Here is a 14836-nt window from a genome sequence, read left to right as displayed (position 1 = left end):
TCCTCGTCAGGGTTTGAGAACGACTTTTACGCAGCGGTCTTCTTTGCGACAGAAGATGTCATATGCATGCGGCGCTTCGGACAGCGCCACGCGGTGGGTGATGATGTCGTCGGTGCGCACGTGCCCGCTCTCGATGATTTTGACCAACTCGTCGATGTAGCGATGAACCAGCGCCTGGCCGAAGCCGATGCGGATGCCCTTGTCGAACATTTGGCCGAGGGGGAAATCGTCGTAGTTCATGCCGTACACGCCCACGACCGTCACGGTGCCGCCGCGGCGGACGGCGCTGATGCAGTGGCGCAGCACCTCGATGCTGCCGACTTCGGCGTGGATGACATTGGAAAGCTTCTTCGCAATGCCACGGTGCGCCTCCATGCCGACCGCGTCGACGCAGACGTCGGCGCCGCGACCGTGGGTGAGATCGCGGATGGCCTGCACCGGGTCGACCTGCGAAGCGTCGATGACCTCCGCATTGGCGGTCTCGCGCGCGCACTCCAGACGGTATGGCACCCGGTCGATGCCGATGACCTGGCGGGCGCCGCGCAGCCAGGCGCACTTCTGCGCCATGAGCCCTACGGGGCCGCAACCGAAGACGGCAACCGTCTCGCCGCCGCGCACCTCCGCCCAATCGATGGCCGACCAGCCCGTGGGCAGGATGTCCGAAAGAAAGAGCACTTGATCGTCGGTGAGCGAATCGGGAACACGGCGCGGTCCGTAATCGGCATACGGAACCCGGACGTACTCGGCTTGCCCGCCGGCATACCCGCCGTACAAATCCGTGTATCCGAACAGACCGCCGCCCTTTTGCGTGAGCAGGCCGCCCTCCGGCCCGTAGTGCTTCTTATTCGAGTTTTCGCAATGGACCGGCAGACTCCGTTCGCAGAAGAAGCATTGTCCGCACGCGACGGGGAAGGGCACCACCACCCGGTCGCCCTTCTTCAGGCGCTGCACCGACGTTCCGATTTCCTCGACGATGCCCATGAACTCGTGGCCGAGAACGAGATTTCGAATCTGCGGGAAGAACCCGTTGTAAATGTGGAGATCGGATCCGCAAATGGCCGTCGACGTTACGCGCAGGATGGCGTCCGTCGGGGCCTGGATGCGGGGGTCGTCCACCTTGTCGACGCTGACCTTTTTGGGGTGATGAAACACGACTGCTTGCATGGGAGTCTCCTCGTTTGGCCCTCTGCGCCGCGCGCTCGAGCCATTTCAGGATGGCCTCTTCTTCGGCTTCGGCCGCCGTGGCGAACGCGCCCGCGAGCCATCCCTGCTCGTACGCGTCGAATACCGCAGGATGTACGTAACATTTGCGACACACCGAGGGTGTATTGCCGAGTTGCAAGGCCACCGCTTTGACGACTTCGGCCAAAGCCTTTTTCGTCGGGGCTTTTGCCTCCTCGCACCCTTTGCAGAGTTCGAGCAGGCCGCGCGTCGCGAGTACGGTGCCGGCCCACGTGCGAAAATCCTTCGCCGTGAAGGCATCTCCCGCGATGGAGCGAATGTAATCGTTCACGTCGGCCGACTCCACGGAGCAAACCTCGCCGGCCTCGTTCAGATATTGGAAGAGCTCTTGGCCCGGCAGGTCGCCGCATTTCGCCACGATGCGCGCCAATTGCCGATCGTTCACGTCGATGACGTGCTTCTTTCCGCTCTTGCCGCGGAAGTGGAAATGAAGGCGCGACCCCTCCACGACGACATGGCGCTCGCGCAAGGTGGTCAATCCGTACGAACCGTTCTCGCGCGCGTATTCCTCGTTGCCCACGCGCATGCGGGTCAGTTCGAGAAGCCGCACCACCGTGGCCAGCACTTTCTCGCGGGGCAGGCCGGGCAGCGCCAGATCGCGATCCACGGCTTTGCGAATTTGCGGCAGCGCTCGGGCGAACGCGAGGACCTTGTGGTACTTGGCCTCATCGCGAACCTCGCGCCACCGCACGTGGTAGATGTACTGCTTGCGCCCTTTTGCGTCGCGCCCGGTCGCTTGAATGTGCCCGTGGCCGATCGGGGCGATCCACACCTTCGTCCACGCCGGAGGTATCACGAGTTTGCGAATGCGCGCGAGCACGCGCGCGTCCCGCAGCGTCGTTCCCTCCGGCGTCAGATACCGAAATCCGCCGCCGCAGCGCACGCGGCGAATGCCGGGTGACACATCGCTGACGTAACGCAGTTCAACGCTTCGCGGCACCCCGGCTGACCTTTCGCTTCACGGGTTTGCGCGGCGAGGTCGACGCGGACTTGCGACGGCTCGGTGCGCTCTCGGGGGCGGAGGCGCGATCGATGAGCTTCGCAAACCGGCTGGGTTTACCCGTGGCGGTACGGTCCTGATAGAGAAAAGCGAGTTCCTTCTTCTCGAAGGTGTCGAAAAACTGCTTCCACGAAATCTCCTCGAGCGTGCCTTCGCCGCTGAATCCGGGGAAGTCGATGCGAAGAATGCCCGTGTCGCCTTTACCTCGACTCGTTCGTTTTACCCGCGCGGGGTGCCCGCCGCGCTCTTCGGCCCAACGCCGAATTCGCTCGTGGTCGGTCGTTGCTACTGCTTGTGCCATGGCCGCTCCTTTCCTGGGATGGCGTTTCGTTATCCTCCGCGCCGTGCATCGCGCAGGCCATCACCCGATGGCGGACTCGTAATCTCCGCGTCCAACTCGATTTCTCGGGCCGTGACAAATTGGCCCGTTCCGACGCAGCGACGATCGACCGGGTCGCATATTGTCACATAACGCGGGCGTGGCACGAAACGCACGCAAGGGAGGTTAGTACCTTCTTTTCGTGCCACTCGCGGGGGCAAGATCACTTTGGCACGTACGTCGCTTTGCGTTGGCGACCATGGCGCACGTACTCGTAACGGGTGGAGCCGGATTCATTGGATCGCATCTCGCGGATCATCTGACGCGAAGCGGACATCGAGTTCGTGCTCTGGACAATCTCGATCCTCAAGTGCACGGAGCCGACCGCGCAAGGCCGAAATATTTGCACCGTGACGTCGAACTCGTCGTCGGCGACGTGCGCGACGGTGATGCCGTGCGCAAAGCGCTCGACGGCATCGACGTGGTCTTCCACCTCGCGGCGCTCGTGGGCGTTGGCCAGAGCATGTACCGCATCGAGGAATACACTTCGGTGAATTCCGTAGGTACGGCGGTGCTGCTCGAAACACTGTCGAAAAAGCCCGTCGAGCGGCTGGTGGTGGCCTCGAGCATGAGCATTTACGGCGAGGGGCTGTACCACGATGCACGAGGTCGCGTAACGGCCAGCGCCAGCCGCGGACTCGAGCAACTCCGTGCTGGGAATTGGGAGTTGTGCTCGGACGATGGAAGCGTGCTTTCGCCGGTGGCGACGCCCGAGACGAAGGCTCCGAATTTGGAATCCGTGTATGCGCTTTCCAAATACGACCAAGAACGGATGTCGCTCGTGGTGGGGCGCGCATACGGCATTCCCACCGTGGCCCTGCGCTTCTTCAATGCGTACGGCCCGCGGCAAGCGCTCTCCAATCCGTACACGGGTGTTCTGGCCATCTTCGCCTCGCGCCTGTTGAACGGGAATCGCCCGCTGGTCTTCGAAGACGGTTTGCAGCGGCGCGACTTCGTCAGTGTGCACGATGTCGTGCGCGCATGCGCCTTGGCCATGGAGTCGAAGCAGGCACCGGGCAACGTGTACAACGTGGGCAGCGGACGCTCGGTGACCGTTCTCGAGGTGGCCGAACGCGTGGCCGCGGGCGTGGGGCGGCCGGAGCTTGCCGCCGAGTTGACCGGCCGCTACCGCGTGGGCGATATCCGCCATTGTTTTGCCAACATCGACAAGGCGCGCCGCGAGCTCGGGTACGAGCCGCACGTCACCCTGGAAGAAGGGATTCACGAGCTGTCGCAGTGGCTGAGCGGGCAGGTGGCCCGCGACCGTGTGGCCAGCGCGCGCGCCGAACTCGAAATGCGAGGGCTAACCCTATGAATATGAATTCCGAATTGCGGCGTGCGACCGTGTTGGTCACGGGCGGCGCCGGTTTCATCGGCTCGAATCTGGCGAGCCGGCTCTTGCGCCTGAATGCGCATGTCATCGTGCTGGACAACCTTTCGCGGCGCTACGTGGGCAAGAATCTCGAGTGGCTGCGCGACGAGCACCGCGGCCGGCTGGACGTGGTCATCGGCGACGTGCGCGATCCGGCCGTCGTGCGGCGTGAGGTGGCTCGTGCGACGCACGTCTTTCACTTCGCGGCGCAGGTCGCGGTAACGTCGAGCCTGACGGATCCGCAGTTCGATTTCGACGTCAATGCGGGCGGCACGCTGAATGTGCTGGAGGCGGTGCGCGCGCAGCCGACGCCACCGCGTGTATTCTACACATCGACGAACAAGGTTTACGGCGGCCTCGGCGACGTCGAGCTCACGGAGTCGGCCACCCGCTACGAGCCGTCCGACGCCGGCCTGCGCGCGCGGGGCATCGATGAAGCGCGGCCGCTCGATTTTCACAGTCCGTACGGTTGCTCCAAAGGGACGGCCGACCAATACGTGCTCGACTACGCACGCAGCTTCGGCATTCCCGCGGTGGTCTTTCGAATGAGCTGCATTTACGGCCCACGGCAATTCGGAACCGAGGACCAGGGCTGGGTGGCGCACTTTCTCATCCGTGCGCTGCGCGGGGAGCCGATTACCGTTTACGGCGACGGCAAACAGGTGCGCGACGTTCTCTTCGTCGATGACCTGGTGAATGCCTTTCTCGCGGCCGATGCCCATATGGATCGGGTGCGCGGCCGCGCCTTCAACATGGGCGGCGGGCCGGACAACACGACGAGTTTACTGGAGCTGTTCTCATATATGCGTGACAGGCTCGGGATGGACATTGCCTTCGACCACGACGATTGGCGCGTGGGCGACCAGCGTTATTACGTGTCGAACCCCGAGCGCTTTGGAAAGCTCACCGGATGGTCGCCGCGCGTTGGCGTGCGCGAGGGTGTGGAGAGGCTTTTCCGATGGCTCGCGCTGGACTCCAGGGACAGATCGGTTCAGCGCGCGGCCCACGCAGCCAACCTGACGGGGGTGTCATGAAGATTTCCCTCGTCAATCCGCGCTGGAGCTTCGAAAAGAGCGTCTACTTCGGGTGCCGCGCGCCGCACTTTCCACTGGAGTTCGCCTATTCGAAGGCACTGCTCGAAGCCGCGGGCCATGAGGTGCAGCTGGTGGATGCCCAGCTCGAGGAGCTCGGGTTGGACGAGGTTCGCGCGCGCCTCGGGCCGTTCGAGCCCGACATGATCGTGCTCACCACCGCCCCGAGCTACCTCTTTTGGCGGTGTGCGCCGCCGGAGCTGCGCGTCCCTGGCGAGCTCGCCGATGCAGTGCGCGATCTCGCCGAGTACCTGATCGTCGTGGGGCCACACGCCTCCACGACCCCGCGCGCGGTGCTTCGCAAGCTCCACGCGGACGTGGCCGTGCTCGGCGAGTGCGAGGAAGTGCTGACGGCGCTCGCTTGCACACCCGTGTCCGAGTGGGACGGGCTCTCCTCGGTGGCGCTCCACCGCGACGGCGAAGAAATCGTGCACGGCAAGCCGCACGCAACCGACATGTCCAAGCTGCCGGCCCTCGCATGGCCCGACGCGCTCGTGACGCGCCACGATCACCACCATCACCGCTTCGACACGAAGCCGATGGGGCCGGGGGCCGAGGTGGAAACCTCGCGCGGGTGCCCGTACCATTGCACCTTTTGCGCAAAGGACAATTTTCGTAATCGCTTCCGCAAGCGCCCGTTGAACGTCGTCTTGGACGAGGTGGACCGGCTCATCGCGCAGGGTGTCCAGTATTTCTATTTCATCGACGAAATCTTCGTTCCGGATCGACCGCTGTTGGAAGCGCTCATTCCGCGCAAGGTTCACTTTGGTGTCCAGATGCGCATCGACAATTGGTCGAAGGAGATGCTCACGTTGCTCGGCGCGGCCGGCTGCGTATCGATCGAGGCCGGCGTGGAGAGCATTTCCGAGCGCGGGCGCTCGCTTCTGGCCAAACGCTGCAAGCTCACCACCGAGGAGCTCACCGAGCTGCTTCTCTTCGTCAAGCGGCACGTGCCCTTCGTGCAGGCGAACTTGCTCGACGGCAAATTCGACGATGCCCAGGAGCTCGCGGCGTGGCGGCGGCGGCTCTCCGATGCCGGCGTTTGGTCGAACGATCCCGTTCCGCTGTTTGCCTATCCGGGCTCGCCCGAATACGCGCTTCGCTGGGGCCAGCTCGACGACGATGCATGGGAGCGCGCCCACGCCGACTACTTGGAGCGCTTTCGTGCTTTCAGCGACATTCAAGAGCAGGTACCCGCGCCGTTGCACGAATTGGAGCATCGATGAGCCTTCGTACGGTGCTCATGACCTGCGACGCCGTCGGCGGCGTATGGACCTACGCGTTGCACCTGGCGCGCGGCATCGCCGAGCAGGGCGTGCGGGTGGTTCTCGCCGCGCTGGGCCCGCCGCCGAATACCGAACAGCGGCGTGAGGCAGAACGCATTTCCGGGCTCGATCTGCGCGTGTTCGAAGGGCGCCTCGAATGGATGGACGATCCCTGGGACGATGTCGGCCGAAGCGGCGAATGGCTTTTGGCGCTCGAGCGGGAAACGCGGCCCGATATCGTGCATTCGAACATGTATGCGCATGGGGCGTTGCCCTTCCGGGCCCCCACGGTGGTGGTTGCGCACTCGTGTGTCTTGTCATGGTGGGACGCCGTCAAGAACGAACCGCCGCCGGAGAAATATGCCCGTTACCGCACGGCGGTGGCGCGGGGCCTTTCCGGAGCGGACGCCGTCGTGGCGCCCACACGGGCGATGCTCGAGGCCGTGCGAAAGCATTACGGTAGCCCGGCCCGCGCCCGCGTGATCCACAATGCCACACCCGTGCCGAGTCGCACCGGCTCCACGAAATCCCAGGTCATCTTTTCGCAGGGACGATTGTGGGACGAGGCGAAGAACGTCGAGGCTCTCGCCGCCATTGCGCCGCGCACACCATGGCCCATTCACGTTGCAGGCTCGCCCGTGCACCCCGACGGCCGCTCCCGCGAGCTCGCGGGCATTTGCAATTTGGGCTGGCTCGGGCGCGAAGCGCTCGAAGCGTGCCTCGCCACCTCCGCGATTTACGCGCACCCTGCGCGCTACGAGCCATTCGGCCTCGCGCCCCTCGAGGCGGCGCATGCGGCCTGCGCGCTCGTCCTCGGCGATATCCCCAGCCTGCGCGAAATCTGGGGCCCCAACGCGCTCTATGTGGCATCGGACGATCACGAGGCGCTGGCCACCACGCTGCTCGGACTCATTGCCGACCCTGGCCGGCGCGTCGAGATGGGCCAACGTGCGCAGCGGCGCGCGCGCGATTTTTCGCTCGCGTGTCAAGCTCGCGATTACCTCGCCCTTTACAGCGAGCTTCAGGAGGAGGCTTGAAGGCCATGCGCATCGCTCTTTTCTGCCACTCCATTTTATCCGATTGGAATCACGGCAATGCCCATTTCCTGCGGGGCGTCTCCGCGGAGCTCATGGATCGCGGGCACGCCGTCCGCATCTTCGAGCCGGAGGACGGCTGGAGCATGAACAACTTGCTCGCCGACGGTGGTTCCCAGGCCCTCGACGACGTCCGCCGCGCCTTTCCTCTCTTCGTGCCCACGCGGTACCGGGGCGACGCACTGGATCTCGATGCGGCCCTCGACGGCGTCGACCTCGTGCTCGTCCACGAATGGAACGCGCCCGAGCTGGTGCACCGCATTGGCCAATACCGCGCGCGCAATCCGCAGTGCCGCATTCTCTTCCACGACACGCACCACCGGGCCATCACCCAGCCCGAGGCGATGAAGCAATTCGAACTATCGCACTACGACGGCGTTCTCGCCTTCGGAAACGTGCTTCGCGATTTGTACCTCGAGCGCGGCTGGGCCGCGCGCGCATGGACATGGCACGAGGCCGCCGACACGCGCATCTTCCGCCCCCACACGGGCGTCGCCAACCAGGGCGATCTGGTGTGGATCGGCAATTGGGGCGACGAAGAACGAAGTGCGGAGCTCGACGAGTTTCTTCTCCAGCCCGTGCGCACATTGGGCCTTCGGGCGCGTGTGCACGGCGTGCGTTACCCCGAGGAGGCGCTCTCCGCACTTTCCCAAGCGGGGATCTCCTACGGCGGGTGGCTGCCCAATCACCGCGTTCCAAGCGTATTTGCCCAATACCGAGTCACGGTGCACATCCCGCGGCGGCCATACGTGGAGGCTTTGCCGGGTATTCCGACGATTCGTCCTTTCGAGGCGCTCGCGTGTGGCATCCCCCTGGTCTGCAGCCCTTGGTCGGACACGGAAGGGCTCTTCACCGCGGGCGAGGATTACCTCGTAGCCCGCAACCGGCGCGAAATGGAAGAGCACCTCTGCGATCTGCTCTCCGATCCGGATTGGGCGCATGCCTTGGCCCAGCACGGGCGTGAAACGATTCTTCGGCGTCACACCTGCGGCCATCGTGCTGCGGAGCTTCTTTCGATTGCCGGCGAATTGGGTCTTTTGCAAAACGGGAGTCTGTCATGAACATCGGGTTCTTCGGCTCGAGCCTGGTCTCGGCCTATTGGAATGGCGCGGCGACGTATTACCGCGGCATCATTCGTGCGCTCGATGCGCTCGGGCACCGGGTAACGTTTTACGAGCCCGACGCATTCGACCGGCATGCGCACCGCGACATTCCGGACCCACCATGGGCCGACGTGGTCGTCTATCCTGCCACCGATCCGGCCGCCGTCTCACGCCTCGTGGCCAATGCGGCGCGGAAAGCCGACGTTCTCGTCAAGGCCAGCGGGGTGGGGGTGCTCGACTCGCTTCTGGAGGCCGCCGTTCTCGCGTACAAGCGTCCGCGGCAGACCACGATTTTCTGGGACGTCGATGCCCCCGCGACCTTGGCGCGCGTGCGAAATGACCGGCGGGATCCATTTCGCGAGCTCATTCCCTTGTATGATTACGTCTTCACCTACGGCGGTGGCGATCCGGTGGTGAATGGCTACGAAGAGTTCGGAGCGCGTCAGTGCGTGCCCATTTACAATGCGCACGATCCGGAGACGCATTATCCGGTGCCTGCGGAAGGCCGATTCCTGGCCGATCTCACCCTCTTGGCCAATCGCCTTCCCGATCGCGAGGCACGCATCGACGAGTTCTTCTTCCGTCCTGCACGCGAGCTCGGGCAGCAGGCCTTCTTGCTCGGCGGAAATGGCTGGGCGGACAAGCCGATGCCGCCCAATGTGCGAAGCCTCGGCCACGTCTACACGGCCGATCACAATGCGCTCAATACGTCGGCCGATTTCGTGCTGAACGTGGCGCGCGAGGATATGGCGCAGGTGGGGTATTCCCCGGCCACCCGCGTGTTCGAGGCCGCCGCGGCGGGGGCGTGCATCATCACCGACGCGTGGAAAGGGATCGAGCTTTTCCTCGAGCCAGGCGAAGAGATCCTGGTGGCGCACGACGGGGCGGAGGTGGCGGAACTTCTGCGCACCGTGCCACGTGAGAAAGCCCAGGCCATCGGCGAAGCCGCGCGCCGGCGTGTGCTCCTCGATCACACGTACGGCATTCGTGCGCGACAAATCGAATCGCTCCTCCTCCGGAAGACCACCTCTTTGCTCGTGGGTTATGCATGACATCGTACACGTACGTATTTCTCGGGCTGTCGATCACCTCCTCGTGGGGCAATGGTCACGCGACGACCTACCGTGGCCTGTTGCGTGAGCTCACCGCGCGCGGGCATCGCGTCGTCTTTCTCGAACGCGATTTGCCGTTCTATGCTCAAAACCGCGATATGCCCGATCCGGCCTTCGCGCGGACGTACCTCTACGACAGCGTCGGCGAGCTGCGCGAACGCTTTGCGCTCACCGTGCGCGAGGCGGACCTGGTCGTGGTGGGTTCCTACGTTCCCGACGGCGTCGACGTGGGCGCGTGGGTGCAAAAGACGGCGCGCGGCTGCACGGCGTTTTACGATATCGACACACCGGTCACGTTGCGGAATTTGCAACGCGGGAAAGTCGATTATCTCTCGCGCGAATTGATACCGCTTTACGATCTGTACCTCTCCTTCACCGGAGGGCCCACCTTGGGCTTCCTGGAGCGCGACTACGGAGCGCGGTGCGCGCGACCGCTGTACTGCAGCGTCGATCCGGATTTGTACCGGCCCGATCCCGACATCGAGCCGCGTTGGGACCTGGGCTATTTGGGAACGTACAGCGACGACCGGCAACCTTCGCTCGAGACGCTGCTCTTCAAGCCGGCCGAGGCATGGAAGAAGGGGCGCTACATCGTTGCCGGCCCTCAGTATCCCGCCAGCACCATGTGGCCTCGAAACGTGGAGCGGGTGGAGCACCTTGCGCCGGGAGACCATCGCGCCTTTTATGCTGCGCAGCGCTTCTCGCTGAACATCACACGGCGCGACATGATCGCGGCCGGCTATTCGCCCAGCGTGCGTCTGTTCGAGGCCGCCGCCTGCGGCACGCCCATCTTGAGCGATCGCTGGCAGGGCATCGAGACGTTCTTCGTGCCGGGGTGGGAAATCGCGCTGGCGCAGACCCCGGTGGACATCCTGCGGTATCTGCGCGAGGTGAAAGAGCCCGCCCGCCGCGCCATGGCGGAGCGCGCGCGCAAGCGCGTGCTGCGGGAGCATACGGCCGCCCACCGCGCCGAAGCACTCGAGCGCTACACCACCGAGGTGCTCGCTTTCCGGGGTGCGCGCACGCGCAAGCACTCGGTGCGGCGGGCCGGCTCCCTCGCCTGAGCGGACGAACGCATGCTCGTCTTCTCCGATGCGGAGCGAGTGGCGGACACGCGGCGGGCACTTCACGCGCTGCGCGCGAAGTGGCGGGGACTCGCCCGCGCGGGCCGGCTTCCCTGGGCATCACGTCATGCGCGGCTCGTGGCGCTCTTCGTGGACGTGTCGGAGCTTCTCCAGGCCATCGTCGACCACGAGTTTCAACGCACGCGCATCGATCGGCCGAGCCCGACCGCCCTGGCCGCCGCCCATGCCTTGACCGCCCTGGCGCGCGCCCTGCGGGCGAGCTGGCATGGACGCGTCGAGTGCCCCGACCCGCATGCGTTGGACGCATTCTTCGAAATGCCAATTCCCGAGCGCGCCCGGCTGCGCGCCATGGAAGGGTACACGCATTATGCCGTTTACCCGGAGATGTATGTCCTGGCCGCCGAGCAGGCGCGTGCGGCCGCGTCGGAGTGGTGCGTGGTGGGCATTCGCAGCATCGGGCTGAGTCTAGGTGCCTGCGTCGCCGCCGGGCTCGATGCGCCGGCGCCGTTCAGTGTGCGACCCATCGGCCCGCCATTCCAGCGCGCGCTGGCCATTGGCCCCGCGCTCGAAGCGCGGTTGCTCCAAGGCCCTGAGGCCGCGTACGCCATCGTGGACGAAGGCCCCGGCCTTTCGGGAAGCTCCTTCGGGTGCGTGGCCGATTGGCTGGAGGCGCGAAAGGTCGCGCCCGAGCGCATTCATTTCTTCCCAAGCCACCGCGGCGACGTGGGCGCGCGCGGTTCGGAAGCGCATCGCGCGCGGTGGAAGCGTTCCGCGCGCCATGTGATCGACTTCGAAGATGTCTTTCTCCACGGCCCCGCCAAGGATGCGCGCCTGGAGCAAATGTTCGTCGACCATCTTGGACCGCCCGAAGGACCGTGCGAGGACCTTGGCGCCGGCGCATGGCGCGCCCATCGCTTTGCCCACGAGCGCGACTGGCCCGCGTGCCTCCCGCACCGCGAACGCCGCAAATACCGAGTTCGCGCGGCGGGCACCTCGTGGCTCTTGCGCTTTGCAGGCCTCGGTCGCTACGGCGAGGAGATGATGGCCCGGGCGCGCCGGCTTGCCGCCGAAGGGCTCGTTCCGCCGGTACTGGCGTATCGACACGGCTTCATCGCCGAGGAATGGCTCGGGGACCATATTCCACTTTCCGTCGCCGACGTTCCGCGTGCCGACGTCGTGGAGGCCGTGGTGCGCCATCTGACGTTTCTCGCGCGCGAACGCGCCCAAGGCGCTGCCATGGGCGCGATGCCGCTGCGCTTGCTCGAGATGCTCGAGCACAACATCCGCAGCGCGCTGGGCCAGGAGATGGCCCGTCATGCGCGCCAGCGTTGGGAGGGTGCGCTTCGCGAGGTCGTCGCATGCCATGAGCCCATTCTCGGCGACAACAAGATGCACGCCTGGGAATGGCTCGTCGCGCCGAATGGCCGCATCCTGAAAACGGACGCGCTCGACCACCACGCGGCGCACGATCTCATCGGCGCCCAGGACATCGGTTGGGACATGGCGGGCGCGCGCATCGAACTCGGCCTCTCCAACGCCGACCACGAATCCCTTGTCCGCGCCGTGGCCCTGCGCACGGGGTATCGCCGCACCCACACCCAATTGGCCTTTTACCAATTGGCCTACGCGGCCTTTCAATTGGGCCTTCACACCATGCAGCGCGACGCCCTGGAGGCGGGGCATCCTGAAATCCCCCGCCTCCAGGCCGCGTGCACGCGTTACGCGCAAATCATCGGCAGGCTGCTCTACGCGTAGCGCCGGGTCATCTGCGCGCAGAATTCCGCATATTGCTCGATTTGCCGCGGCGGACTCGTATGATCCGGTCGCAGTCCGCACGAATCGGGGGTAAAGCAATAGGTGACGGTGACATCGAACGATGCGAGCGCGCGCATCATGTGATCGAACCACACGAGCGCATTGGGCCGAAAGCTATCGGCCCAACTGAGCCCCGTGCGAAGCTTGCGCACACCCAGCTTCTTCAGCCAGGCCACCGCTTCGTCCAGGCGAGGATCCTCGAAGTGGAACCATTGGCAAATACCGAGCTCCGGCGTGTAATCCGTAAAGTGCCGGAGCGCCCGCTTGGGCGTCCCATCCTCGCGCAAAAGACCCATGTAGAAATGCCGGTAATACGACGAGCCCTCCGCCTCGCGATGGCGTGTCGTCGCCGGCCAGGCACGCGGCAAATCGTAAAGGCTGTACCAATGCAGGCGGGGCGCCTTGCCCAGAAGGAGCTCCGCGGTGCGCCGAAGCCCGAACTCCTGAACCTCCTCCGCCCCGAACGTCGACACCCCCACCTCGGAAACCCATATCGGATGCGAGGTGACCTCGGCCACCGCCGCGATGCGCTCGGGCCACTCGTGGATTTGCCAGTGGTTCCAATCGAGCGGAAAGCCATGCACGGCCACCGCATCGACGGCGGCGAGTACCCCACGCCGGTCCATGTTGCGAATGAACTCGGGATCGATGGGCGAAATGCCGCCCAGCACGCGAACCAATCCGCCATTTTCCGCGCAGATGGCTTCCCCGGCCAGTTTGACCATGTCCGCGTAGATGGCCCACTCGGGGTCGAGCAGCGCATCCCAATGCGACATGTTGTTCGGCTCGTTCCACAACATCACCGCTTCCACGGTCATGGTCTCGTCCCCCGTGCGCAAATGAGAACTTCTTCCTCGGGTTGATCGCGTATCACGAATCCTGCACTGCGCAGCATGGCCTTGGCGCATGCCAAGTTCGGTACCCACCAGTTGGTGGGGTCCTTGGAATAATTGCGCTCCACGAAGTGCAATTTCGGATACCCCGGAGAGTCGAAAATGCGCCGCTCCGAAAAGGGATAATCTTCGGCCAAGGGCTCTTCCTCGCGGCTGCCGCGCATCATCGTCTGGAAGACCAACGTGTTGCCCACCACGTGGTCGTACAAAAGATCCAAGGCCAGCAGCGGATGGCGGAGGTGGTAGAGCACCCCCATGAAAAGGACGACGTCGAAGCGCTCGCGCAAACTCGCCACGTCGTAGACGCTCAGGTTGCGAAATTCGATGTCCGTCCCCGTGACCGAGGCCGCAAAGCGTGCTTGGGCGAGGTAGCGATCGTCGCTGTCGATGCCCAGGACGCGCGATGCCCCGCGGCGTTTCATCTCGAGGCAATAGAACCCTGCATTGCAGCCGATGTCGAGCACGCTCTTGCCGCGGAGGTCCCGCTCGATGGCGTGCTCGAACCGACGCCACTTGGCACCCGGGTAGTCGCCCAAAAAGTGATTCGGAGCCGTTTGAACGCCGCCCAGGTCCATGTTGTGAAACCAGTCGCCGAGTTCGCGGACACCTCGTTCGATTTGGCTCGGAGTCATTCCCGGGCGCCTCCTTCCTTGCGAATGCGGGTGAGCAATTCGAGCGCCTTGCGGTAGCCGTGCAAGGTGCCCACGTCCACGTAGGCGTTGCCGATGCGCGCCCCGTAGGCACGGCCCCCGCGTTCCAGGTAAGCGTTCACCAAGGTGCCCAGATAGGGGTCCACTTTGTCGCGTTCGCACCAAAGTTCGTACAGCTCGCGCAAGGTGGCGGCCTTGAGGCGAAAAGCGCCCCAGATCCAATGCGAGGAAGCGCCTTTTTGCTTTACCTGAATTTCGCGCACGCGGTCGCGCTCGTCGAGCACCACGGCGTCGAACAGCTCGGGCGCATCCACGGGGAAGAGCACGAATCCGATCTCCCGTGCGCCGACCTGCAACTGGCCGAGCGCGTCCTCGGGAAACCAAATGGTGTCCGGCAACCCCACGAGCACGTCTTCTTCCTCGCGCGGAAGGAGCGGCAGAGCGCGGAAAATGGCATCGCAAAGGCCCGCGGGCTCGCTCTGGACGACATAAGCGAGGCTGATGCCCCGCACGTCACCGCCATAATACGAGACGATATCCGATTTGTGCGCGGAAATGACCATGCATATCTTTTCCGCGCCCGCGCGGATCATCCGCTCGATCAGGTATTCGCTGACCGTGCACGGCCGTTCGATCTGCCCGTCGACACGGCTTCCCACGGGCAAAAGCTCTTTGGAAAAGGCGAGCGGTTGAATGCGTGTTCCCATTCCCGCAGCCGGAACGATACCCCACATG

At 64.6% G+C, this 14836-nt stretch carries 13 protein-coding genes and 1 pseudogene; 8 read left to right on the top strand and 6 right to left on the bottom strand.

Annotated features, from left to right (window positions below; all coding sequences use genetic code 11):
• Positions 1 to 6 precede the first annotated feature (6 nt).
• The 3 genes and pseudogenes from LZC95_46835 to LZC95_46825 all read right to left on the bottom strand — a co-directional run bounded on the left by LZC95_46835 (position 7) and on the right by LZC95_46825 (position 2543).
• Complete coding sequence (locus LZC95_46835) at positions 7 to 1164, bottom strand: glutathione-dependent formaldehyde dehydrogenase (protein ID WXA93957.1); 1158 nt, start codon at positions 1162 to 1164, stop codon at positions 7 to 9.
• 181 nt (positions 1165 to 1345) lie between these two features.
• Positions 1346 to 1933, bottom strand: a pseudogene (locus LZC95_46830) (DNA topoisomerase IB).
• Between the two features lie 232 nt (positions 1934 to 2165).
• Complete coding sequence (locus LZC95_46825; GenBank protein WXA93956.1) at positions 2166 to 2543, bottom strand: hypothetical protein; 378 nt, start codon at positions 2541 to 2543, stop codon at positions 2166 to 2168.
• 277 nt (positions 2544 to 2820) lie between these two features.
• Between LZC95_46825 and LZC95_46820 the strand changes: the two genes are divergently transcribed.
• Genes LZC95_46820 through LZC95_46785 form a run of 8 tightly spaced genes read left to right on the top strand, consistent with a single transcriptional unit; the run spans position 2821 to position 12498 of the window.
• Positions 2821 to 3936, top strand: a complete 1116-nt coding sequence (locus LZC95_46820; GenBank protein ID WXA93955.1) for an NAD-dependent epimerase/dehydratase family protein — start codon at positions 2821 to 2823, stop codon at positions 3934 to 3936.
• Between the two features lie 2 nt (positions 3937 to 3938).
• Positions 3939 to 5027 carry a GDP-mannose 4,6-dehydratase gene (locus LZC95_46815; GenBank protein ID WXA93954.1) on the top strand — a complete coding sequence of 363 codons (1089 nt, stop codon included), beginning with the start codon at positions 3939 to 3941 and terminating at the stop codon, positions 5025 to 5027.
• Positions 5024 to 6310, top strand: a complete 1287-nt coding sequence (locus tag LZC95_46810) for a TIGR04295 family B12-binding domain-containing radical SAM protein (protein ID WXA93953.1) — start codon at positions 5024 to 5026, stop codon at positions 6308 to 6310. Before LZC95_46815 ends, LZC95_46810 begins: the two co-directional genes overlap by 4 nt.
• Positions 6307 to 7386, top strand: coding sequence for a glycosyltransferase family 4 protein (locus LZC95_46805; protein WXA93952.1), 1080 nt, complete (start codon positions 6307 to 6309; stop codon positions 7384 to 7386). The genes LZC95_46810 and LZC95_46805 overlap by 4 nt, the downstream gene beginning before the upstream one ends.
• A 5-nt stretch (positions 7387 to 7391) precedes the next feature.
• A complete protein-coding gene (locus LZC95_46800) occupies positions 7392 to 8504 on the top strand; it encodes a glycosyltransferase (GenBank protein WXA93951.1) in 1113 nt (370 codons plus the stop codon).
• Positions 8501 to 9598 carry a glycosyltransferase gene (locus tag LZC95_46795; protein WXA93950.1) on the top strand — a complete coding sequence of 366 codons (1098 nt, stop codon included), beginning with the start codon at positions 8501 to 8503 and terminating at the stop codon, positions 9596 to 9598. The genes LZC95_46800 and LZC95_46795 overlap by 4 nt, the downstream gene beginning before the upstream one ends.
• Positions 9595 to 10722: a glycosyltransferase gene (locus tag LZC95_46790; protein ID WXA93949.1), complete on the top strand. Its 1128-nt coding sequence runs from the start codon at positions 9595 to 9597 to the stop codon at positions 10720 to 10722. Before LZC95_46795 ends, LZC95_46790 begins: the two co-directional genes overlap by 4 nt.
• A gap of 12 nt (positions 10723 to 10734) precedes the next feature.
• On the top strand, positions 10735 to 12498 hold the full coding sequence (locus LZC95_46785; protein WXA93948.1) for a hypothetical protein: 1764 nt from the start codon (positions 10735 to 10737) through the stop codon (positions 12496 to 12498).
• Here LZC95_46785 and LZC95_46780 read toward each other — a convergent pair.
• The 3 genes from LZC95_46780 to LZC95_46770 are packed head-to-tail and all read right to left on the bottom strand — an operon-like array spanning position 12489 to position 14835.
• Positions 12489 to 13358: a beta-xylosidase gene (locus LZC95_46780; protein WXB00278.1), complete on the bottom strand. Its 870-nt coding sequence runs from the start codon at positions 13356 to 13358 to the stop codon at positions 12489 to 12491. The two genes, LZC95_46785 and LZC95_46780, sit on opposite strands and share 10 nt — an antisense overlap.
• Before the next feature lie 14 nt (positions 13359 to 13372).
• Positions 13373 to 14083, bottom strand: a complete 711-nt coding sequence (locus LZC95_46775) for a TIGR04290 family methyltransferase (protein WXA93947.1) — start codon at positions 14081 to 14083, stop codon at positions 13373 to 13375.
• Positions 14080 to 14835, bottom strand: a complete 756-nt coding sequence (locus LZC95_46770) for a nucleotidyltransferase family protein (GenBank protein WXA93946.1) — start codon at positions 14833 to 14835, stop codon at positions 14080 to 14082. The genes LZC95_46775 and LZC95_46770 overlap by 4 nt, the downstream gene beginning before the upstream one ends.
• Between the last annotated feature and the right edge of the window lies 1 nt (position 14836).

The organism is Sorangiineae bacterium MSr12523 (assembly GCA_037157775.1).
Classification (GTDB): domain Bacteria; phylum Myxococcota_A; class Polyangia; order Polyangiales; family Polyangiaceae; genus Pendulispora; species Pendulispora brunnea.
The sequence above is the reverse complement of the archived record's forward strand: the minus strand, read 5'-3'. Positions and strand labels throughout refer to the sequence as shown.